The sequence below is a fragment of the Paraburkholderia sp. NPDC080076 genome (genome assembly GCF_050281145.1).
GTDB lineage: Bacteria > Pseudomonadota > Gammaproteobacteria > Burkholderiales > Burkholderiaceae > Paraburkholderia.
On sequence record NZ_JBNNWQ010000003.1, the window covers coordinates 537524 to 554052 of the forward strand.

Here is a 16529-nt window from a genome sequence, read left to right on the forward strand (position 1 = left end):
AAACGCAAAATGCCCGCGCTGAATGCGCTGAAAGCCTTCGAAGTCGCCGGCCGCACGGGCAGCTTCACCCGCGCCGCGGAACTGCTCAACGTCACGCAAAGCGCGGTTAGCCGCCAGGTCCGGCAGCTCGAGGCGCAACTGGGCGAGACGCTCCTGCAGCGTCACCATCACCATCTGGAACTGTCGGCTGCCGGCCGCATTCTTCTGCAAGCGCTGCAGCAATCCTTTGACCGCATCGAACTCACGGTTCGCGGCCTGCAAGAAAAAACCCACCGCAACCGCCTGCGCATCAATGCGCCGCCCACCTTCACGAGCCGTTGGCTGATGCCGCGCCTCGGCCGCCTGCGTGATGCGCATCCGCACCTCGAACTGAGTCTGTCGACCCGTGTCGACGATAACCTCGCGGAATCCGGTGTGCTCGACTGCGCGATCCGCTTCGGCAATGGCGAGTGGGAAGGCGTCGACAACCGTCTGTTGATGAGCGAGCGGCATATCGCCGTCTGCTCGCCCGCGTTGCTCGCACGTCAGGCGGGCCGCGCGGCGATCGACCTGAATCAGTTCACGCTATTGCACGTGCTGGCGAGCGCCGATCAGCGCTACCTCACCTGGCAGCATTGGCTGAAGGCGGCGGGGATTGAAAACGTGGATACTCGTGGCGGTTATGAATTCGATCTGCTCGATCACGCCATTCGCGCCGCGACCGACGGGCTCGGCGTGACCATCGCCGACCGTCATATGATCGCGCGCGAACTGGCCGAAGGCCAACTCGTGCAAGTGCTGAATGTGCATGTGGACGGGCATCAGTCGTACTGGTTCGTCACGCGCGCGGAACAGGATGAACTACCGCACGTCGCGTTGTTCCGCGACTGGCTGCAACAGGAAATCTGGTTGAGCGGGCGGGCGCTCGATGCGTCGGAGTCGGCGCCGTTGAGCGACGCGGGTTGAGGCGCTGAGTGGCATCGCGGTGCGCCCTATGCACCGCTTCGAACGAAAAAAAACGCGCCGATGCGATGCCATCGGCGCGGTTTCACACTACGTGGCCACTAGCCCAACACGGCCAGGCCAAGCGAGCCATTAAGCCGCCGCGGCCATCTCCGCCGCCGCGGGCCGGTACGCAATTTCGCGCGCCGCATCCTCGAGAATCATGTCGGCGCCCTTCTCCGCCACCATCATGGTCGGCGCATTGATATTGCCCGACGTGATATTCGGAAAGATCGACGCATCCACCACGCGCAAGCCGTCAATGCCGTGCGCACGCAAACGTGCATCCACCACCGACGTGCGTGGATCGTCGCCCATCGCGCACGAACCGCACAGGTGATAGATCGACCCCGACTGCTCGCGGAAGTACCGCAGGAAACCTTCGCGCGTATTCACCTGCGGTCCCGGCGAGATTTCCTCGACCGTGATCGCTTTCAGCGCCGGCGACGCCATCACCTTGCGCACCAGTTCGCAACCCTGGATCACTTCGTCGATGTCCTTCTCCGTGGTTAGCGCGTTGATACGGATCTTCGCGGCATCCTCGGCGCGATTCGATGCGATCTCGATCGAACCGCGGCTCGTCGGCCGGCACGGATTGAACGCCAGCAGAAAGCCCGAGTACGGTTCAGGTTCGAGATTCGCCTTGTTGCTCTTCGGAATGCGGTACGACAACGGATTGAAGTACAACTGCAGATTCGGCTGCGCTTGCTGATCGTTGCCTTTGAAGAACCCGCCCGACTGATTCACGCTCATCGCGAGCGGCCCCTTGCGCGTCAGCAGATATTGCAGACCGAGCTTGAGCTTGCCGAGCAGCGGCCGCATCTCGTCGTTCAGCGTCTTCATGTTCGCGCGATAGTAGAAGCTCACGCACAGATGATCCTGCAGATTCTGGCCCACGGCGGGCAGTTCCTTGACCATCGCGATGCGATGCTTCGCCAGCAGTGCGCTGTCGCCCACGCCGGAGAGTTGCAGCAGCTTCGGCGAATCGACCGCGCCCGCCGACAGAATCACTTCGCGCGTCGCCATGAATTGCCGCGTGACGCCGTTCTGCGTGACGCTCACGCCGATCGCGCGTTGGTTGCCGTCGAATAGAACGCGGCTTGCCAGCACGTCGCGCTCGACGGTCAGATTCTTGCGCGACAACACCGGGTGCAGATACTCGAAGCTGCTCGACGAGCGCTGGCCGTTACGTGTATTCACGTCGTAGATGCCGGCGCCTTCGAATTGCGCGCCATTGAAGTCGTCGCTGCTCTGATAGCCGGCCTGATCGCAGCCTTTCAGAAACACGTGGCAAATCGGATGCACCGCATCTTTCATCGGCGAGATGCGGATCGGGCCGTCGGCACCGTGATATTCCGTGTTGCCGAGCGGATGCGATTCGAGCTTGCGGAAGTACGGCAACACGTCGCGAAACGCCCAGCCCGTGTTGCCGGCGGCGGCCCAATCGTCGAAATCGTGCGGCTGGCCGCGCACGTAGATCATCGCGTTGATCGAGCCCGAGCCGCCCTGCACTTTGCCGCGCGGACAATAGATCGGCCGGTTGTCGAGTTCTTTTTCCGGCTCGCTGTAGTACATCCAGTTATAGGTTTCGTTGTAGTACGTCTTGGTGAAACCCACCGGAATCTTGAACCAGAACGAGCTGTCCTTGCCACCCGCTTCGAGCAGCAGCACCGAATATTGGCCCGACGCCGACAGGCGATTGGCGAGAATGCAGCCCGCCGAACCCGCGCCGACGATGATGTAATCGTAGTTCATGCTCTATGTCGCCAGACGGCGCTCAATCCATTGAAACGTAGTGGTGAAACCCGCCAGACTCAAACCGCGCTCAACCCTCGGCCGGCGCGAGGTCTTTCACATCGGCCGGTTGCGCCGCCATCTGCAGATGCAGACGCTCCCCGGTGTAGGGCGTGTGCTGCCTGACGACCTCCATGTTCAGTTCGACGCCGAGACCCGGTTCCTGCGACGGAATGATGTAGCCGTCTTCCCATTGAATCGGCTTCTTCAGCACGGCCGCATGAAAACCGTCCCACGTGCCGATGCTTTCCTGAATCAGGAAGTTCGGCGTGCACGTCGCGAGCTGAATGCTGGCCGCCGCGCCGATCGGCCCGTTGTACAGGTGCGGCGCAATCTGCGCGTAGTACACCTCGGCCAGCGCCGCGACTTTCTTCGCTTCGAGCAGGCCGCCCACGCGCGCCACATTCAGTTGCAGAATCGACGCGGCGCCGGCTTCCAGCAGCTTGAAGAACTCGTACTTGGTGGTGAGGCGCTCGCCGGCCGCAATCGGAATGCTGGTGTGCTGCGCGACCTGCGCCATCGCGCCTTCCTGACCCGGCGGCACCGGCTCTTCGAACCACAGCGGATCGTATTTTTCCAGTCGCTTCGCCAGCCGGATCGCCGACGAGGGCACCATCTGCCCATGCGTGCCGAACAGCAGATCCGCCTTGCTGCCCACCGCTTCGCGCACACGGCGGCAGAAGGTTTCGCAACGGTCCAGCACTTCCATCGACAACTGATGACCCGAGTACGCCGTGTACGGTCCAGCCGGATCGAACTTCACCGCAGTGAAGCCGCGCTTGACGTTTTCAAGCGCGCATTCGGCCGCCAGATCGGGATCATCGTAGTCGTATTCGCCGCGGCTGTTCTTCGGGTACAGATAGGTATATGAACGCAGGCGCTGATTCACCATGCCGCCCAGCAACTCATACACCGGCTTGTTAGCCGCCTTGCCGATAATGTCCCAGCACGCCATTTCCAGGCCGCTGACCACGCCCATCATCGTCAGATCGGGGCGTTGCGTGAAACCGCTCGAATACGCCTCGCGCCAGAGCCGCTCGATGTGATGCGGGTCCTTGTCGAGCAGATAGCGGCCGAATACATCGTCGATGATGTGGGTCATCGCTTTCGGATGGAACGTCGCCGAATAGATTTCGCCGACACCTTCAATCCCGCAATCGGTCTTGAGCTTGACGAAGATCCAGTACATGCCGCCCACGTGCGGCGGCGGTACGGCAACGATATGCGTTTCGAGCGAGACAACTTTCATTTACGCACCTTCTTTTCTGTTGAGCATGTTTCTCAGCGCGAGCCCGGCAAAGCCGCCGAGCGCCGCCATGACGGCCACATAGCCGAAGTAGAGCTGGTAGCCGAAGACGCCTGGGAACGTCTGCGTCAGATAGCCGTTGATGAGCGGCAGGAACACGTCCGGCGAATAACCCAGCACGGAGATCAAGCCGATCGCGAGGCCCATCGTGGTCACCGGAATATTGCAGCGATCCAGCAGCGACCAGTACAGGCCGCGAATCGCGTAAGTCAGAATGCCGATGAACAGCACGAGGAACACCAGCAGCGCGTGGCTCGAAATACGCGGCGCCGCCATCAGGCCCACCAGCGACAGCGCGGCGAGAAAGAGCGCGATCACGAGCACCGAGACCTTCGAATAGCGGTCGCCGAGAAAGCCGCCGCCAATGCCGCCGATCGGCCGCATCCACAGCTTGAGCGTAGTGATCGTGCCGGCCATCACGACCGTCAGGCCGATCTCGCCTTCATGCAGATAGGCGGAGAAACTGTAGGTGGCCCAGAACACCTGGTAGCCGCAGAACACGATGGCGGCGACCAGCCACAGTTCTGGAATCTTCGCGAGCGTCTTCAGATCGACCAGCACGTTGTTGCGTTGGCGCGCGGCGCGATTGGCGGCTGCATCTTCGGTGCCTTGCGGGTCTTTGACGAGTGCGAGCACGACGCCGAGCGCAATGCAAAGAAACGCGTACATGTAGACCACCAGCTTGAAACCGGCCGCGACCGGTTCGCCTTTGGTCTGCGTCACCCATGCGAACAGCGTGATCGCGATGGTAGCGAGCATGGCTTCGATCAGGCCGCGTCCGCCGTCGAGCAAGCCGAAGAAACGGCCCTGCTCATGCGTGCCGGCAATCATGGTCACGCGCTTGATGACCGCGGCCCAGAACGTCAAGCCGGTCGACAAACCCCAGCCGCCGAAGATCATCATCAGCATCGGGAACGACGGTGCGGTCGAATACCACAGCCCGAGCACACCGGTGGCGATCAGCGAAAAACAGATCAGCAAACGCGGCGCGATCCGGTCCGCAAGCCAGCCGCTCGGCAGATAACTCAACAGAAAAATCGTGCCCAGCGACGAATACAGGTAGCCGAGCTGGCTATCGGTGATGTGGAACACTTCGAGCATCGTTGGCTGATACACCTGCCGCAGATATAGAATCGGGTAGATCGCGCCGGCTGCGATCACCAGCAGGATGAGCTGGATATAGCGTTGCGCCTTACTGTTTTGCAGGGCGGCCTCTTCGTCGCTTAAAGCGAGCGAAGCGTCGGTTCGGACGGGTTGAGATGACACGTGAGCGCTCCTCAGAGACACAGCGCCAGCCCATCGGGCCGCCCGGTCTCCAATATGTTTTGTTATGGACTGGCAGCAGATTCGCCGCGCTTTCAGGTTGCAATGGAGACACGCGCCGTCGTTTCAACGTGCGGCGTGTGCCGGTTCAACTTCAGTACTTCATGACCACGAGACGGGTCTGGGTGAATTCGAGCATGCCGTGCTTGCCGTCGTCGCCGCCGAGGCCCGAACGTTTCCAGCCGGCGTGAAAGCCCTGATACGGATCGGCCGGCGTGCGGTTCACATACAGCTCGCCGGCTTCGATGCCGTTGGCGATCTTCATCGCACCGCGATAGTTCTCCGTATACAGCACCGACGAGAGACCGAATTGATGATCGTTGGCCATTTCCAGCGCTTCGTCGAGCGTGCGGTATTTGACGACCGGCATGATCGGACCGAAGGTTTCTTCCTGGATGATTTCCATGTCCTGACGGCAATTCGACAGCAACGTGGCCGGATAGAAGAAGCCTTTGCCTTGCGGCAGCTTGCCACCGGTTTCGAGCGTGGCGCCCGCCGCGATGGCGCGTTGAACCATCGCGTGAATCGACTGGCGCGACGCCTCGTTGACGAGCGGGCCCATCAGCGACGGCTGCTCGCTGCGATCGCCGCTCTCCACCGCGCTCATGTGCTTTTTCAGCAGCGCGACGAAGCGGTCATGCACGCTTTCCTGCACATAGACCCGTTCGATCGCCGTGCACAACTGGCCGCAATGCGTGGTCTTGGAGGCGACCAGGTCGCGCGCGGCCTTCTCGAGATCGGCATCGGCCTCGATGATCGCGGGCGTCTTACCGCCCAGTTCGAGCGACGGCTTGGCGATGTTCGCCTTGCAATATTCGAGCACCTTGCGGCCCGCGCCGACGCTGCCCGTCAGCGTGATCATGCCGACCTTGGGATGCGTGCAAAGCGCTTCGGCGGTGGCATGGTTCATCGCGAGAATGTTCACCACGCCCGCCGGCAAACCGGCCTTCTCCACCGCCTTGGCGATTTCGAATGCGGACGTCGGCGTGTTGTTGCTCGGGCGCACGACGACCGTGTTGCCGGCGATCAGCGCCGGCGCCACTTTACGCATGAACGTATAGACGGGGTAGTTGAACGGGATCAGGCACGCAACCACGCCGATCGGCTCGCGATGCAACACGAGGTTTTCGTCGGGCGTATCGCTCGGAATCACTTCGCCTTCGATGCGGCGCGCCCACTCCGCGTGATAGCGCGTGATCTGGCCGGCGTAGATCGCTTCGTTGGTGGCGTCGGCCACGCTCTTGCCCGACTCCAGCGCGAGCGCCGCGCCGATGGCCGGCGCGCATTCGGTCAGCGCATCGGCAAGCTTGTGCAGATACACCGCGCGCTCGGCTGAAGGCAGCTTGCGCCAGCCCTTTTGCGCGACAGCGGCGGCGTCGACCGCGGCGATGGCTTCGGCCTCGGTGGCACCCGTTACATGAGCGATCACGGTCTCGGTGGCCGGATTGCAGACGGCGATGAGCTCGCTGCTAGCGGTGTCAGTCGCGGGTTCGATAAACCGGCCGTTAGCAAAATTCCGATCGAGTCGCATGGTCGTCTCCTGAAAGCATGGTGCGAAAAACGCATTGCCCTCGGCTATGGCTTGCATGCCAAAGGTGCATGAACGGAATTTTTCTCCGGGGCACTGCCGGCCACAAGCGAATAATTCGCGGGACAAACATTCGAAAAAATCATGTTTATCCAGGGATGTGCCTCATACGCGTTTGCTATCGCAAATAGCAGAATCCGGGCTTTGCCAAAAAGCAGCGGGCGTCGAACGCCTTCGGGTCTGCCCGAAATTCGGCCCGCTCACTACCAAGGTCTGGAGCTCACGATGAAAAAGAACCGCATTGCCACCGCCGCATTCACGGCGCTCACGTCACTCATTGCGCTGGCGGCGTCGCCGGCCTTCGCTCAAAGCAGCGTGACGCTGTATGGCGTGCTCGACGAAGGCATCGACTACACCAACAACGCGGGGCACGGCGCGGTCTGGGAAATGGCGAGCGGCTATGCGCAAGGCAGCCGTTGGGGCATGAAGGGTTCGGAGGATCTGGGCGGCGGGCTGAAGGCCGTGTTTCAACTGGAAAATGGCTTCGACGTGAGTTCGGGACGGCTCGGCCAGGGCGGCCGCATGTTCGGCCGCCAGGCGTACGTTGGGCTGAGCGACGGCCGTTTCGGCACGGTCACGCTCGGTCGCCAGTACGATTCGGTGGTCGATTACCTCGCGCAGACCACGGCCAACGGCAACTGGGCCGGCTACCTGTTCGCGCATCCGTATGACAACGACAACACCGACAACTCGTTCCGCCTCGGCAATAGCGTGAAGTACGCGAGCCCGGAGATGGCGGGCTTCCAGTTCGGCGGCGCTTACGCGTTCAGCAACGACACCAACTTTGCGAACAACCGCGCGTATAGCTTCGGCGGACAGTATGCGAACGGCGGCCTGCTGGTCGCCGCGGCCTATATGCAAGCGGACAATCCCGGCGCGGGTTCGACTGGCGCGATTACCGCGAACGACGCGAGTTTTATCGCCGGACGCATGCGGGTGTTCGGCGGCGGCATCAACTACACGTTCGGTTCGGCGACCGCCGGTTTTGCCTACACCAATTCGAACTACAAGAATCCGACCGGCAACGGCTATATCGGCATGCCGCTGGCCGCGCCGGGCGTGACGTTGAATACGCTGAAGTATCAGAACTTCGAAGTGAACGGCAAATACCAGTTCACGCCCGCGTTCTTCGTCGGCGCTCAGTACGTGTACACGATGGAGACCTACGATGCGTCGTCAGGCAGCGTGAAGCCGAAGATCCACTCGGTGGGCTTGATGGCGGACTACAACCTGTCGAAGCGTACCGACGTGTATGTGCAGGGCGAGTATCAGAAGGTCGCGGGCGATTCGACTAACTCGATTCTCGACAATGCGTTCATTCCGGGTGTGCAGGCGCCGTCGTCGACGGGCACGCAGGTCGCTGTTCGGGTTGCGCTGCGGCATAAGTTTTAAGGGGGCTGGCGCAGGTGGGTTGTGGGGGCGGCGGTAGCCTTTCTGGGGTGTTCAAATTTTTTCTTTGTTCACGTTCCGTATACAACGCGGGTTTTCTGAACGCGTACGTCGGCATCCCTCACTCCTCCACCGCCGCCTTCAACCTCGACAGCGCGTGATCCCACTGCCGCGAGATCGCGTCGAGCGCGCGGCGCGCTTCGTCGAGATGGGTGGGCTCGAATTCCCACAAGCGTTCACGGCCCACCTTGACGTCGCGCACGAGACCCGCATTGGCGAGCACCTGCAAATGCTGCGTGACGGACTGCCGCGTAATGTCCGTTCCCGCAGTGAGTTGCGCGATCGACATCGCGCTGCCCGCGCACAACACGGCGACCAGACGTAGACGTGTCTCATCGCCGAGCGCGGCGAAAATCGGCGCGGAACTGCGCAGCACCGACGCCTTCAGATCCGCTGCGCCAAACGCCTTCTTAACCCTTGGTGACATGCTGTTCGATGTTGGCCATCTGCTCTTCCCACCCACCGTTATTCATGCGGAACGCTTCTTCGCGGCGGCCGGCGGGAAGCTGATCGAAGCCCGACTCGACTACGCGCAACAACGTGCCCGATGCGACCTCGGTCAACTCGAAGACGACCAGGGTAGTCGGCTCCGGCGAATAGTCCACCGTGATGTCGACCGCGGCCGGATGCCAGCGCCACGACAGGTGATGCTCCGGCTCGACGCGCTCGACATGCACGTCCATGACGAGATACTCGTAACCCGGATAGGTAATATTGCCCTTCACGGACTGGCCGGCCACGAACTGCTTGCCGGTAAGATTCACGCCGAACCAGTTGCCGAATTCCTCGGCATTGGACAACGCGCGCCAGACCCGCGAGCGCGGCGCCTTCAGCAGAATCTGTTTTTCAATGCGATCGGTCGATGTGTTCATATGCAGCCTCCTGACTGCATATTAGGAGCAACGTGGTCAACATGCAAGTGATTGCCTGCATGTTTCGATGGCGTTTTTTCGTAGGAACGAGGGCCTGCCACGTCCCTACTTCTCTTCCTGTTCGCGACTTTTGAACAGGCGCGCACTCGACAGAATGGCGAGCGCGATCGCTACGCTGAGAATCGCCGTGGCCTCGCGCCCGAGCCCCGCCGCCACGCCGACGCCCGCGCTCAGCCACAGGCTTGCCGCCGTCGTCAGGCCGCGCACCTCGCGCTCGGCACTGAGCTTGATGATGGCGCCCGCGCCCAGAAAACCGACACCGGACACGAGTCCTTGCAACACCCGGCTCATGTTGTCCTGCGAGAACCCGGCCTGCAGCGGAACGACCACGAACAAGGCCGCGCCGACCGACACCATCATGTGCGTGCGCATGCCGGCGTCGCGCCGTGACATCTCGCGCTCGAAACCGAGTATGCCGCCGAGTATCAACGCGAGTCCGAGGCGCATCAGGACCTGCAAGACGTCGGCCATGCTGCCGAGGTCGGAGAATTCTGCCCGGGCGACTGCCCACACCGCGTGCCACCAGTTGTCCATTACATTTGCCCGACAGTCCGGAAAACGCCAAGCATACGACAATAACGCCGCACTGCGTGGCTCATCCCGCCGTCGTCTTCTTCACGAACGCGCTCACCACAGCCTCCAGTTCCTTCGTGATCGATGTCATCACGCCGGCCACCACGGCGAACTCGCGGCCGGTCACATGCGCGCGGCTCGCCACGATCTGACCGTTGAACGAGACGATATGCGCTTCTTTCGCGATCGCCTTGATCCGCTCGATCAACTGCTGTTGCTCTTTTTTCTGCAAACGCGCTATACGCCGGCTTTCCTGTTCATAGACAGCCGTGACGCCGTGCAGATGCGTCAACAACGGATCGACGGAATCGATCAGCGCATTCAACGCATCGTCCGCGCGCGGTGAAGCGCGCCCGATCGCGTCCAACGCCGCCGAAGCCAGCGCGATGAAGTCCGCGATCTTCCTCGCGACATTTTCGCGGCCGTGAAATGCTTCGCGCAACGCTGGGGAAAACAGGCCGGGCAGACCATCGCGGCCCTGGGTCAGCACCGTGTGGCTGTCGGTAAATGTGTTCAGAGTATCGCGTGCGATCGCCAGCGCGCCGTCGAACTGTTGAAATGCCAGCATCGCCTTCAACACGATGCGCTGCGAGAGCATCCGCTGACGCCCCGCCAGATTGATCAACGAGCTCAACACCTCGCTGGAGACGTCCGCTTCGGACGGTGGTGCGTGAACCCGTTCTGTCGTGATGCTCATGTCGACTTCTTATGATTTTGATCGGCCCCGTCGCGCGATCCGCGCCTCCACTCAGCGTGGAGGCGCGGATTGCTCGCGTTACTGCGTTACTGCATTACTCCGTCGCGTGCGCGTGCATCACACCGGAGTGCATCGACCACGCCATCCACGGACGGCGCAGCGCGACGATCGCGACGAACGCGCATGCCGCCAGCGCGCCGAACGTCGCAAAGCCCATCTGATAGCTGCCCGTGCTTTCCTTCGCGATACCCATCACGACCGGCAGATAGAATCCGCCGATACCGCCCGCGGCGCCGACGATGCCCGACATCAAGCCCGTGCGGCCCGCCCAGCGATGCGGCACCAGCTGGAACGTCGCGCCGTTGCCGAGACCGAAGGCCACATACAGGCACAGCAGCAGCGTGATGCCACCGGCCATCGCCGGCATGGCCGCGGCGAACACGAAGTCGCACAGCGAGATGATGGCGAGCAGGAAGGTCAGCGCGCGCACCCCAGACACCTTGTCGGCGATCAGGCCGCCGAGCGGACGCACCATTGCGCCGGTCGCGGCGAGCAATGCCATGAAGAGGCCCGCGTCGATCTTCGAGAGCTGATAGAGGTTGGTCAGGAGCAGCGACACATACGAGGACATGCCGACGAAACCGCCGAACGTAATGCTGTACACCAGCATGATCGCCCACGTGTCACGCTCGGCCAGCACCGCGCGATAGCGCTTGGGCAACACCGCGATCGCGAGCAGTGCACCGATCACCGGCAACAGCAGCACACCCGTCTTGCCGGAGCCGAACATGCCGGCTTCGACCAGCAGCACCAGCACGATCAATCCGACCAGCGTCACCGCGAAACTGCCGAATGCGCGCAGCACGCTGCCGGTTTTCACGCCGGAATCGTTGGCCCAGAAATACAGCGTGATCGCGGCAATCGCGAGCAACGGCAGTGCGCCGCCGGCCGCCATCTGCCAGCCGTAGTGCGTGGCCAGTTGCGGGAACAGGAAGCCGTCGAGCACCGCGCCGATATTGCCGGCCGCGGCGAGACCCAACACGAGGCCCTGCACCTTCGGCGGATAGTTGCTGCCCGCCATCGGCAGCGCCACGGCGAAACTGGCACCGCCGACGCCGAGAAATACGCCGAGCACCAGCAGCACCGTGTACGACGGCACGGACGGCATCAACGGCAACACGATCGTCGGCACCGCCGACAGCAGCACGCCCATCAGCGCAATGCGCTTGCCGTGCGCGGATTGATACAGGTTGCCGAGCGTCACGCGCAGAATCGCGGCCGAGAGCACCGGCACCGCAACCAGCAAACCTTGTTGCGCGGGCGTCATCGCGATGCTCTTGCTGATGAATGGCGCGAGCGGTCCATACAGGACCCAGACGGTAAAGCCAGTGTCGAAATAGAGGAAACACGCCACTAGCGCGCGCCAGTCCCCACTCTTTAGGGAGCTCATCACGTTTTTCATCAGATATCCTCACAAAACTGATTTTTCGACTATCCGGCAGATCGCGCTACGCGCCACGCACCGGAATGATCACGATGTTGAAAACCGGCATAAACATGCAACCTCCATGCCATGTGGCTCCGTCTTTTGAAGCTGTACTGCGTACTCTTTGAAACCTTGAAGCGGCGAGCGTGTTCGTCGCGCTGACAACCCCGCGGCCATCAATAAACGTCGCGTGCGTAGCGCTTTTCCTGCGCGAGACGGTTCACGTAGTCGAGGGCTTTTTCATCGCTCATGCCGCCGTGCCGCGCCACCACTTCCTTGAGCGCCGCGTCGACATCCTTCGCCATCCGGTTGGCGTCGCCGCATACGTAGAAATGCGCACCGTCTTCGAGCCATGACCACAATTGCGCACCCTGCTCGCGCATACGGTCCTGCACATAGACCTTGTCCGCCTGATCGCGCGAGAACGCGACATCGAGCCGGTTCAGCACGCCGCTGTCGCGCATCGATTCGAGTTCGTCGCGATAGTAGAAATCCGAGGCAGCGTGCTGCTCGCCGAAGAAGAGCCAGTTGCGCCCCGTGTCGCCGCGTGCACGCCGCTCGTGCAGAAAGCCGCGAAACGGTGCAACGCCGGTGCCGGGACCGACCATGATCATCGGCGTGTCCGAACCATGAGGAGGACGAAAGTGTGCGGACTTCTGCACGAACACGGGCACGTTGACATCGCCCGCACGGTCGGCGAGAAACGTCGACGACACGCCTTTGCGATGACGCCGGCCATTGCTGTAGCGCACCGCGGCAACCGTCAGATGAACTTCGCCCGCGTGCGCCTTCGGGCTCGACGCAATCGAATACAGACGCGGCTGCAAACGCTTGAGCAGGCCGGTCAATTCGGCTGCCGTGAGGCTCACTGGAAATTCATGCAAAACGTCGGCGATCTGCTGGCCCCACAACCATTGCTTGAGATCGGCTTTGCGCTCGGGCGACAGCAGATCCCGCAGCGCCCCGTTGTTGCTGCGCGCAGCGACGAACGCGAGCAGATCCGGATTCGGGCGCGCGATCTCGTAGTGCTTGCCGAGTGCGTCGGCAAGACGCATCTCGCCGACGCCTGACACGTTCACCGCCGCATCCGCGTTCACGCCGCTCAGCGCGATCAATTCGTCGACCAGTTCCGGGCAGTTGCTCGGCCATACGCCGAGCGCATCGCCTGCTTCGTATTCGAGTCCCGAATCGCGCGTGCTCAGCGAAAAGTAGCGCGTGTCTTTCGCCGCGCCCGGCTTGTTCAGGCGCAGATTGCTAACGAGCCGCGACGCGGCCGGCCGCGTTTTGGTCGGCACCGTGCCCGGCACCACCGCGTTGATCATGCCGCCCGGCGGCACGGCATATAGCGCGGCATCCTCTTCCTTGATACGCACGACGATGCGTTCGAGCCACGCGTCCGCGCTCTGCTGATACTCGCCATCGCAATCGACGCGCTCCATCAAACGCAGCGCGCCCCGCTCGGCGAGCCGCTCATCGAGGCGGCGGCCGTGGCCGCAGAACTGGTCATAATTGCGATCGCCCAGAGCGAGCACCGCGAAGCGCACGCCGTCGAGCCGCGGCGCGCTTTCGCCGCTCAATTGCGTCCATAGACTTTGTGCGTTGTCGGGTGGATCGCCGTCGCCGAACGTGCTCGTCATCAGCAACACGTATTGAGCTTTGGCAAGCGTCGAAGCTTGATAGTCCGCCATGCACGACGTGCGGATTTCAAAGCCCGACTCCATTAGCCGCGTGGCATAGGCTTCGGTCAACGACTCGGTGTTGCCGGTTTGCGAGGCCCACAGTAACGTCACCTTCGGCCGCGCTCGCACGATGCGCACACCGGATGCGTGCGAAGCTTCGGCATGCGACGCCGCACGTGCAGTGGCGGGCATTGTCGCGCTGCGGCTATAGAGACCGGCCAACAAACCATCCACGTAAAGACGGCTCGTCGTATCGAACGGCGCGTTACCCGGCAGAACCGGCGTGCGGTCGATGCCTTGCGCTTCCGCCGAGCGCAGTCCATTCACGAAGCCGGCCAGATAGACACGCTCCTGATCGGTGAACGAAGGCGCGGGTGTCGACGGCACCTGCAACAGGCTGGTGAGTGCATCGATACGGGGCATATCCAGATCCTCGGCGCTTGCCGATGCGGTGTTGGCCGGCGCCACGCTCGCGGCAACCGCAACGGATGCATCGGTCAACAATGCATCGTCGTCACTCAGGAAAGGCGCGACGCGCTCGGGCGCCACCGGGCTCAGCGCGACCGCGCAAAACTTGAGTTCGGGCTGCTGCGAGACCGGGTCGATGGCGTCGCTCGTCACCGCGTTGATGCACAGGTCGTCGCCGAATACGTCGTTCCAGTGCATCGGTGCAAAACAGTTGCCTGCGCTCACGCGTTCGGTCACGACAGCCGGCAAGACCGCGCGGCCGCGGCGCGAACGAATCTCCACCGGGTCTTTTGCCTTGATGCCGAGCGTGGCGGCATCTTCGGGATGGATCTCGACGAACGGGCCGGGGTTCAGCTTGTTGAGCATCGCGACCTTGCCGGTCTTGGTCATCGTGTGCCATTGATGCTGCAAGCGGCCCGTATTCAGCACGATCGGGAATTCACGATCCGGCAGTTCAGCCGGCGCCGCGTAGGCGCGCGCGAAGAACGCCGCCTTGCCGCTCGCGGTTGGAAACACGAACTGCGGACGGCTGCCGTCCGGCCGTTCCTTGAGCGTTTGACTCACGCCGTCGTTGATATAGCGAACCGGATTGCGATCGGCCGAATCATCCGATGCAAGCGGCCATTGCAACGGCGCTTCTTTCAGGCGGCGATGGCTCGCGCCGCGCAGGTCGTAGCCGGTCTTCGGATTCGACGCGCGGGTGATTTCCGCAAACACTTCCTCGGCGCTCGCATAAGTGAAGGCATCGGCAAACCCCATTTCACACGCGACGCGCGCGATGATCTGCCAATCCGGCAACGCGGCGCCCGGCGGCTCGATGCCCTTTTGCATCAGCGTGAGATTGCGCTCGGAGTTGATCATCACGCCTTCGGCCTCGGCCCACAGCGCGCCAGGAAGAAGCACGTCGGCGTAGCGGTTGGTCTCGGTATCGAGGAACGCGTCCTGCGCAATCACGAGTTGCGCCGCGCTCAATCCGTCGATCACGTTCTGACGATTCGCCACGCTCGCCACCGGATTCGTGCAGATGATCCAGCACGCCTTGATCTCACCCGCCGCCATGCGCGCGAACATATCGATCGTGCCGTTGCCGACCTGCGGCTTGAGCGAGCCCGTCGGAATGCGCCACAGGTCTTCGATAAACGCGCGGTCTTCTTCGACCAGCACCGAACGCTGCCCCGGCAAGCCCGCCCCCATGTAACCCATCTCGCGGCCGCCCATCGCATTGGGCTGGCCCGTCAGCGAAAACGGGCCGCTGCCGCGCCGGCAAATCTTGCCCGTCGCCAGATGCAGGTTGCAGATCGCGTTGGTGTGCCACGTGCCGTGCGTGCTTTGATTCAGACCCATGGTCCAGCAACTGATCCACTCTTTGGCGCTGCCGATCATGCGTGCGGCCTCGCGGATATCCTCGACGGCGAGGCCGGTGATCCGCGCGACGTGCTCCGGCGTGTAGTCGGCGAGAAACGCGGGCATCACGTCCCAGCCTTCGGTCGCCTCGGCGATGAATGCGGCATCCGTATGGCCGTTTTCGTGCAGCAGATGCAGCAGGCCGTTGAGCAACGCGAGATCGGTGCCCGGCTTGATCTGCATGAAGAGATCGGCCTTCTCCGCGGTCGTGTTGCGGCGCGGATCGACGACGATCAGCTTGGCGCCGGCCTTCACGCGATCCATCATGCGCAGGAACAGAATCGGGTGACAGTCGGCCATGTTCGCGCCGATCACGAAGAACAGGTCGGCGTGGTCGATGTCTTCGTACGATCCCGGCGGGCCGTCCGCGCCGAGCGACAGTTTGTAGCCGCTGCCCGCGCTCGCCATGCACAGGCGCGAATTCGATTCGATGTTATTGGTGCCGACAAAGCCCTTGGCGAGCTTGTTGACGAGGTACTGCGCTTCGATCGACATCTGCCCGGAAACGTAGAACGACAGCGCGTCCGGCCCGTGCTCATCGAGCAGGCCGCGCAGACGCGCCGCCGTGGTGCTGATCGCCTGCGCCATCGGCAGCGGCGCCGGGTCCTGGCCGCGCGCGTGACGCACGAATGCGTCTTCGAGACGTCCCGACTTGCGCAACGCGACATGCGCAGACTGCCCTTTCGTGCACAGCCGTCCGAAGTTGGCCGGATGCTCCTTGTCGCCGGAGATTTTCACGACCTGGCCGTCCTCGACGTGCAGCACCATGCCGCAGCCAACGCCGCAGTAAGGGCACACGGTTTTTACGCTAGTGGAGGACATGGCGGGCAACGTCGTTTGAAAAGGTTT

General features: G+C 62.5%; 12 protein-coding genes. 2 read left to right on the top strand and 10 right to left on the bottom strand.

What is annotated here, in order from left to right; translation table 11 throughout:
- Positions 1 to 9: 9 nt before the first annotated feature.
- Positions 10 to 945 (top strand): LysR substrate-binding domain-containing protein, encoded by a 936-nt coding sequence (locus tag ACQKRQ_RS14715; RefSeq protein ID WP_427477792.1) that lies wholly within the window; start codon positions 10 to 12, stop codon positions 943 to 945.
- Between the two features lie 129 nt (positions 946 to 1074).
- Here the strand turns inward: ACQKRQ_RS14715 and ACQKRQ_RS14720 are convergent, their stop codons facing one another.
- The 4 genes from ACQKRQ_RS14720 to aldA all read right to left on the bottom strand — a co-directional run bounded on the left by ACQKRQ_RS14720 (position 1075) and on the right by aldA (position 6935).
- Complete coding sequence (locus tag ACQKRQ_RS14720; RefSeq protein WP_427477794.1) at positions 1075 to 2736, bottom strand: GMC family oxidoreductase; 1662 nt, start codon at positions 2734 to 2736, stop codon at positions 1075 to 1077.
- A 70-nt stretch (positions 2737 to 2806) separates the two neighbouring features.
- Positions 2807 to 4024, bottom strand: coding sequence for a mandelate racemase/muconate lactonizing enzyme family protein (locus ACQKRQ_RS14725; RefSeq protein ID WP_427477796.1), 1218 nt, complete (start codon positions 4022 to 4024; stop codon positions 2807 to 2809).
- Positions 4025 to 5347, bottom strand: a complete 1323-nt coding sequence (locus ACQKRQ_RS14730; protein ID WP_427477798.1) for an MFS transporter — start codon at positions 5345 to 5347, stop codon at positions 4025 to 4027.
- Positions 5348 to 5498: 151 nt separating this feature from the next.
- Positions 5499 to 6935, bottom strand: coding sequence for an aldehyde dehydrogenase (gene aldA, locus ACQKRQ_RS14735; RefSeq protein ID WP_408175400.1), 1437 nt, complete (start codon positions 6933 to 6935; stop codon positions 5499 to 5501).
- A 282-nt stretch (positions 6936 to 7217) separates the two neighbouring features.
- On the opposite strand from aldA, the gene ACQKRQ_RS14740 reads away from it, so the two are divergent.
- On the top strand, positions 7218 to 8384 hold the full coding sequence (locus tag ACQKRQ_RS14740; RefSeq protein ID WP_427477799.1) for a porin: 1167 nt from the start codon (positions 7218 to 7220) through the stop codon (positions 8382 to 8384).
- A gap of 118 nt (positions 8385 to 8502) precedes the next feature.
- On the opposite strand, the gene ACQKRQ_RS14745 is transcribed toward ACQKRQ_RS14740, so the two are convergent.
- From ACQKRQ_RS14745 to ACQKRQ_RS14770, 6 genes are all read right to left on the bottom strand, one after another.
- Positions 8503 to 8868 carry an ArsR/SmtB family transcription factor gene (locus ACQKRQ_RS14745; RefSeq protein WP_132374625.1) on the bottom strand — a complete coding sequence of 122 codons (366 nt, stop codon included), beginning with the start codon at positions 8866 to 8868 and terminating at the stop codon, positions 8503 to 8505.
- Positions 8852 to 9313 (bottom strand): SRPBCC family protein, encoded by a 462-nt coding sequence (locus ACQKRQ_RS14750; RefSeq protein ID WP_132374626.1) that lies wholly within the window; start codon positions 9311 to 9313, stop codon positions 8852 to 8854. Before ACQKRQ_RS14750 ends, ACQKRQ_RS14745 begins: the two co-directional genes overlap by 17 nt.
- 105 nt (positions 9314 to 9418) lie before the next feature.
- Positions 9419 to 9907: an MgtC/SapB family protein gene (locus ACQKRQ_RS14755; RefSeq protein WP_132374627.1), complete on the bottom strand. Its 489-nt coding sequence runs from the start codon at positions 9905 to 9907 to the stop codon at positions 9419 to 9421.
- A 61-nt stretch (positions 9908 to 9968) separates the two neighbouring features.
- Positions 9969 to 10643 (bottom strand): type IV pili methyl-accepting chemotaxis transducer N-terminal domain-containing protein, encoded by a 675-nt coding sequence (locus ACQKRQ_RS14760; protein WP_427477801.1) that lies wholly within the window; start codon positions 10641 to 10643, stop codon positions 9969 to 9971.
- 94 nt (positions 10644 to 10737) lie between these two features.
- Positions 10738 to 12105 (bottom strand): MFS transporter, encoded by a 1368-nt coding sequence (locus tag ACQKRQ_RS14765; protein WP_408175406.1) that lies wholly within the window; start codon positions 12103 to 12105, stop codon positions 10738 to 10740.
- A gap of 200 nt (positions 12106 to 12305) precedes the next feature.
- Entirely contained in the window at positions 12306 to 16502 is a 4197-nt protein-coding gene (locus ACQKRQ_RS14770; RefSeq protein WP_427477803.1) for a molybdopterin-dependent oxidoreductase, read from the bottom strand.
- Between the last annotated feature and the right edge of the window lie 27 nt (positions 16503 to 16529).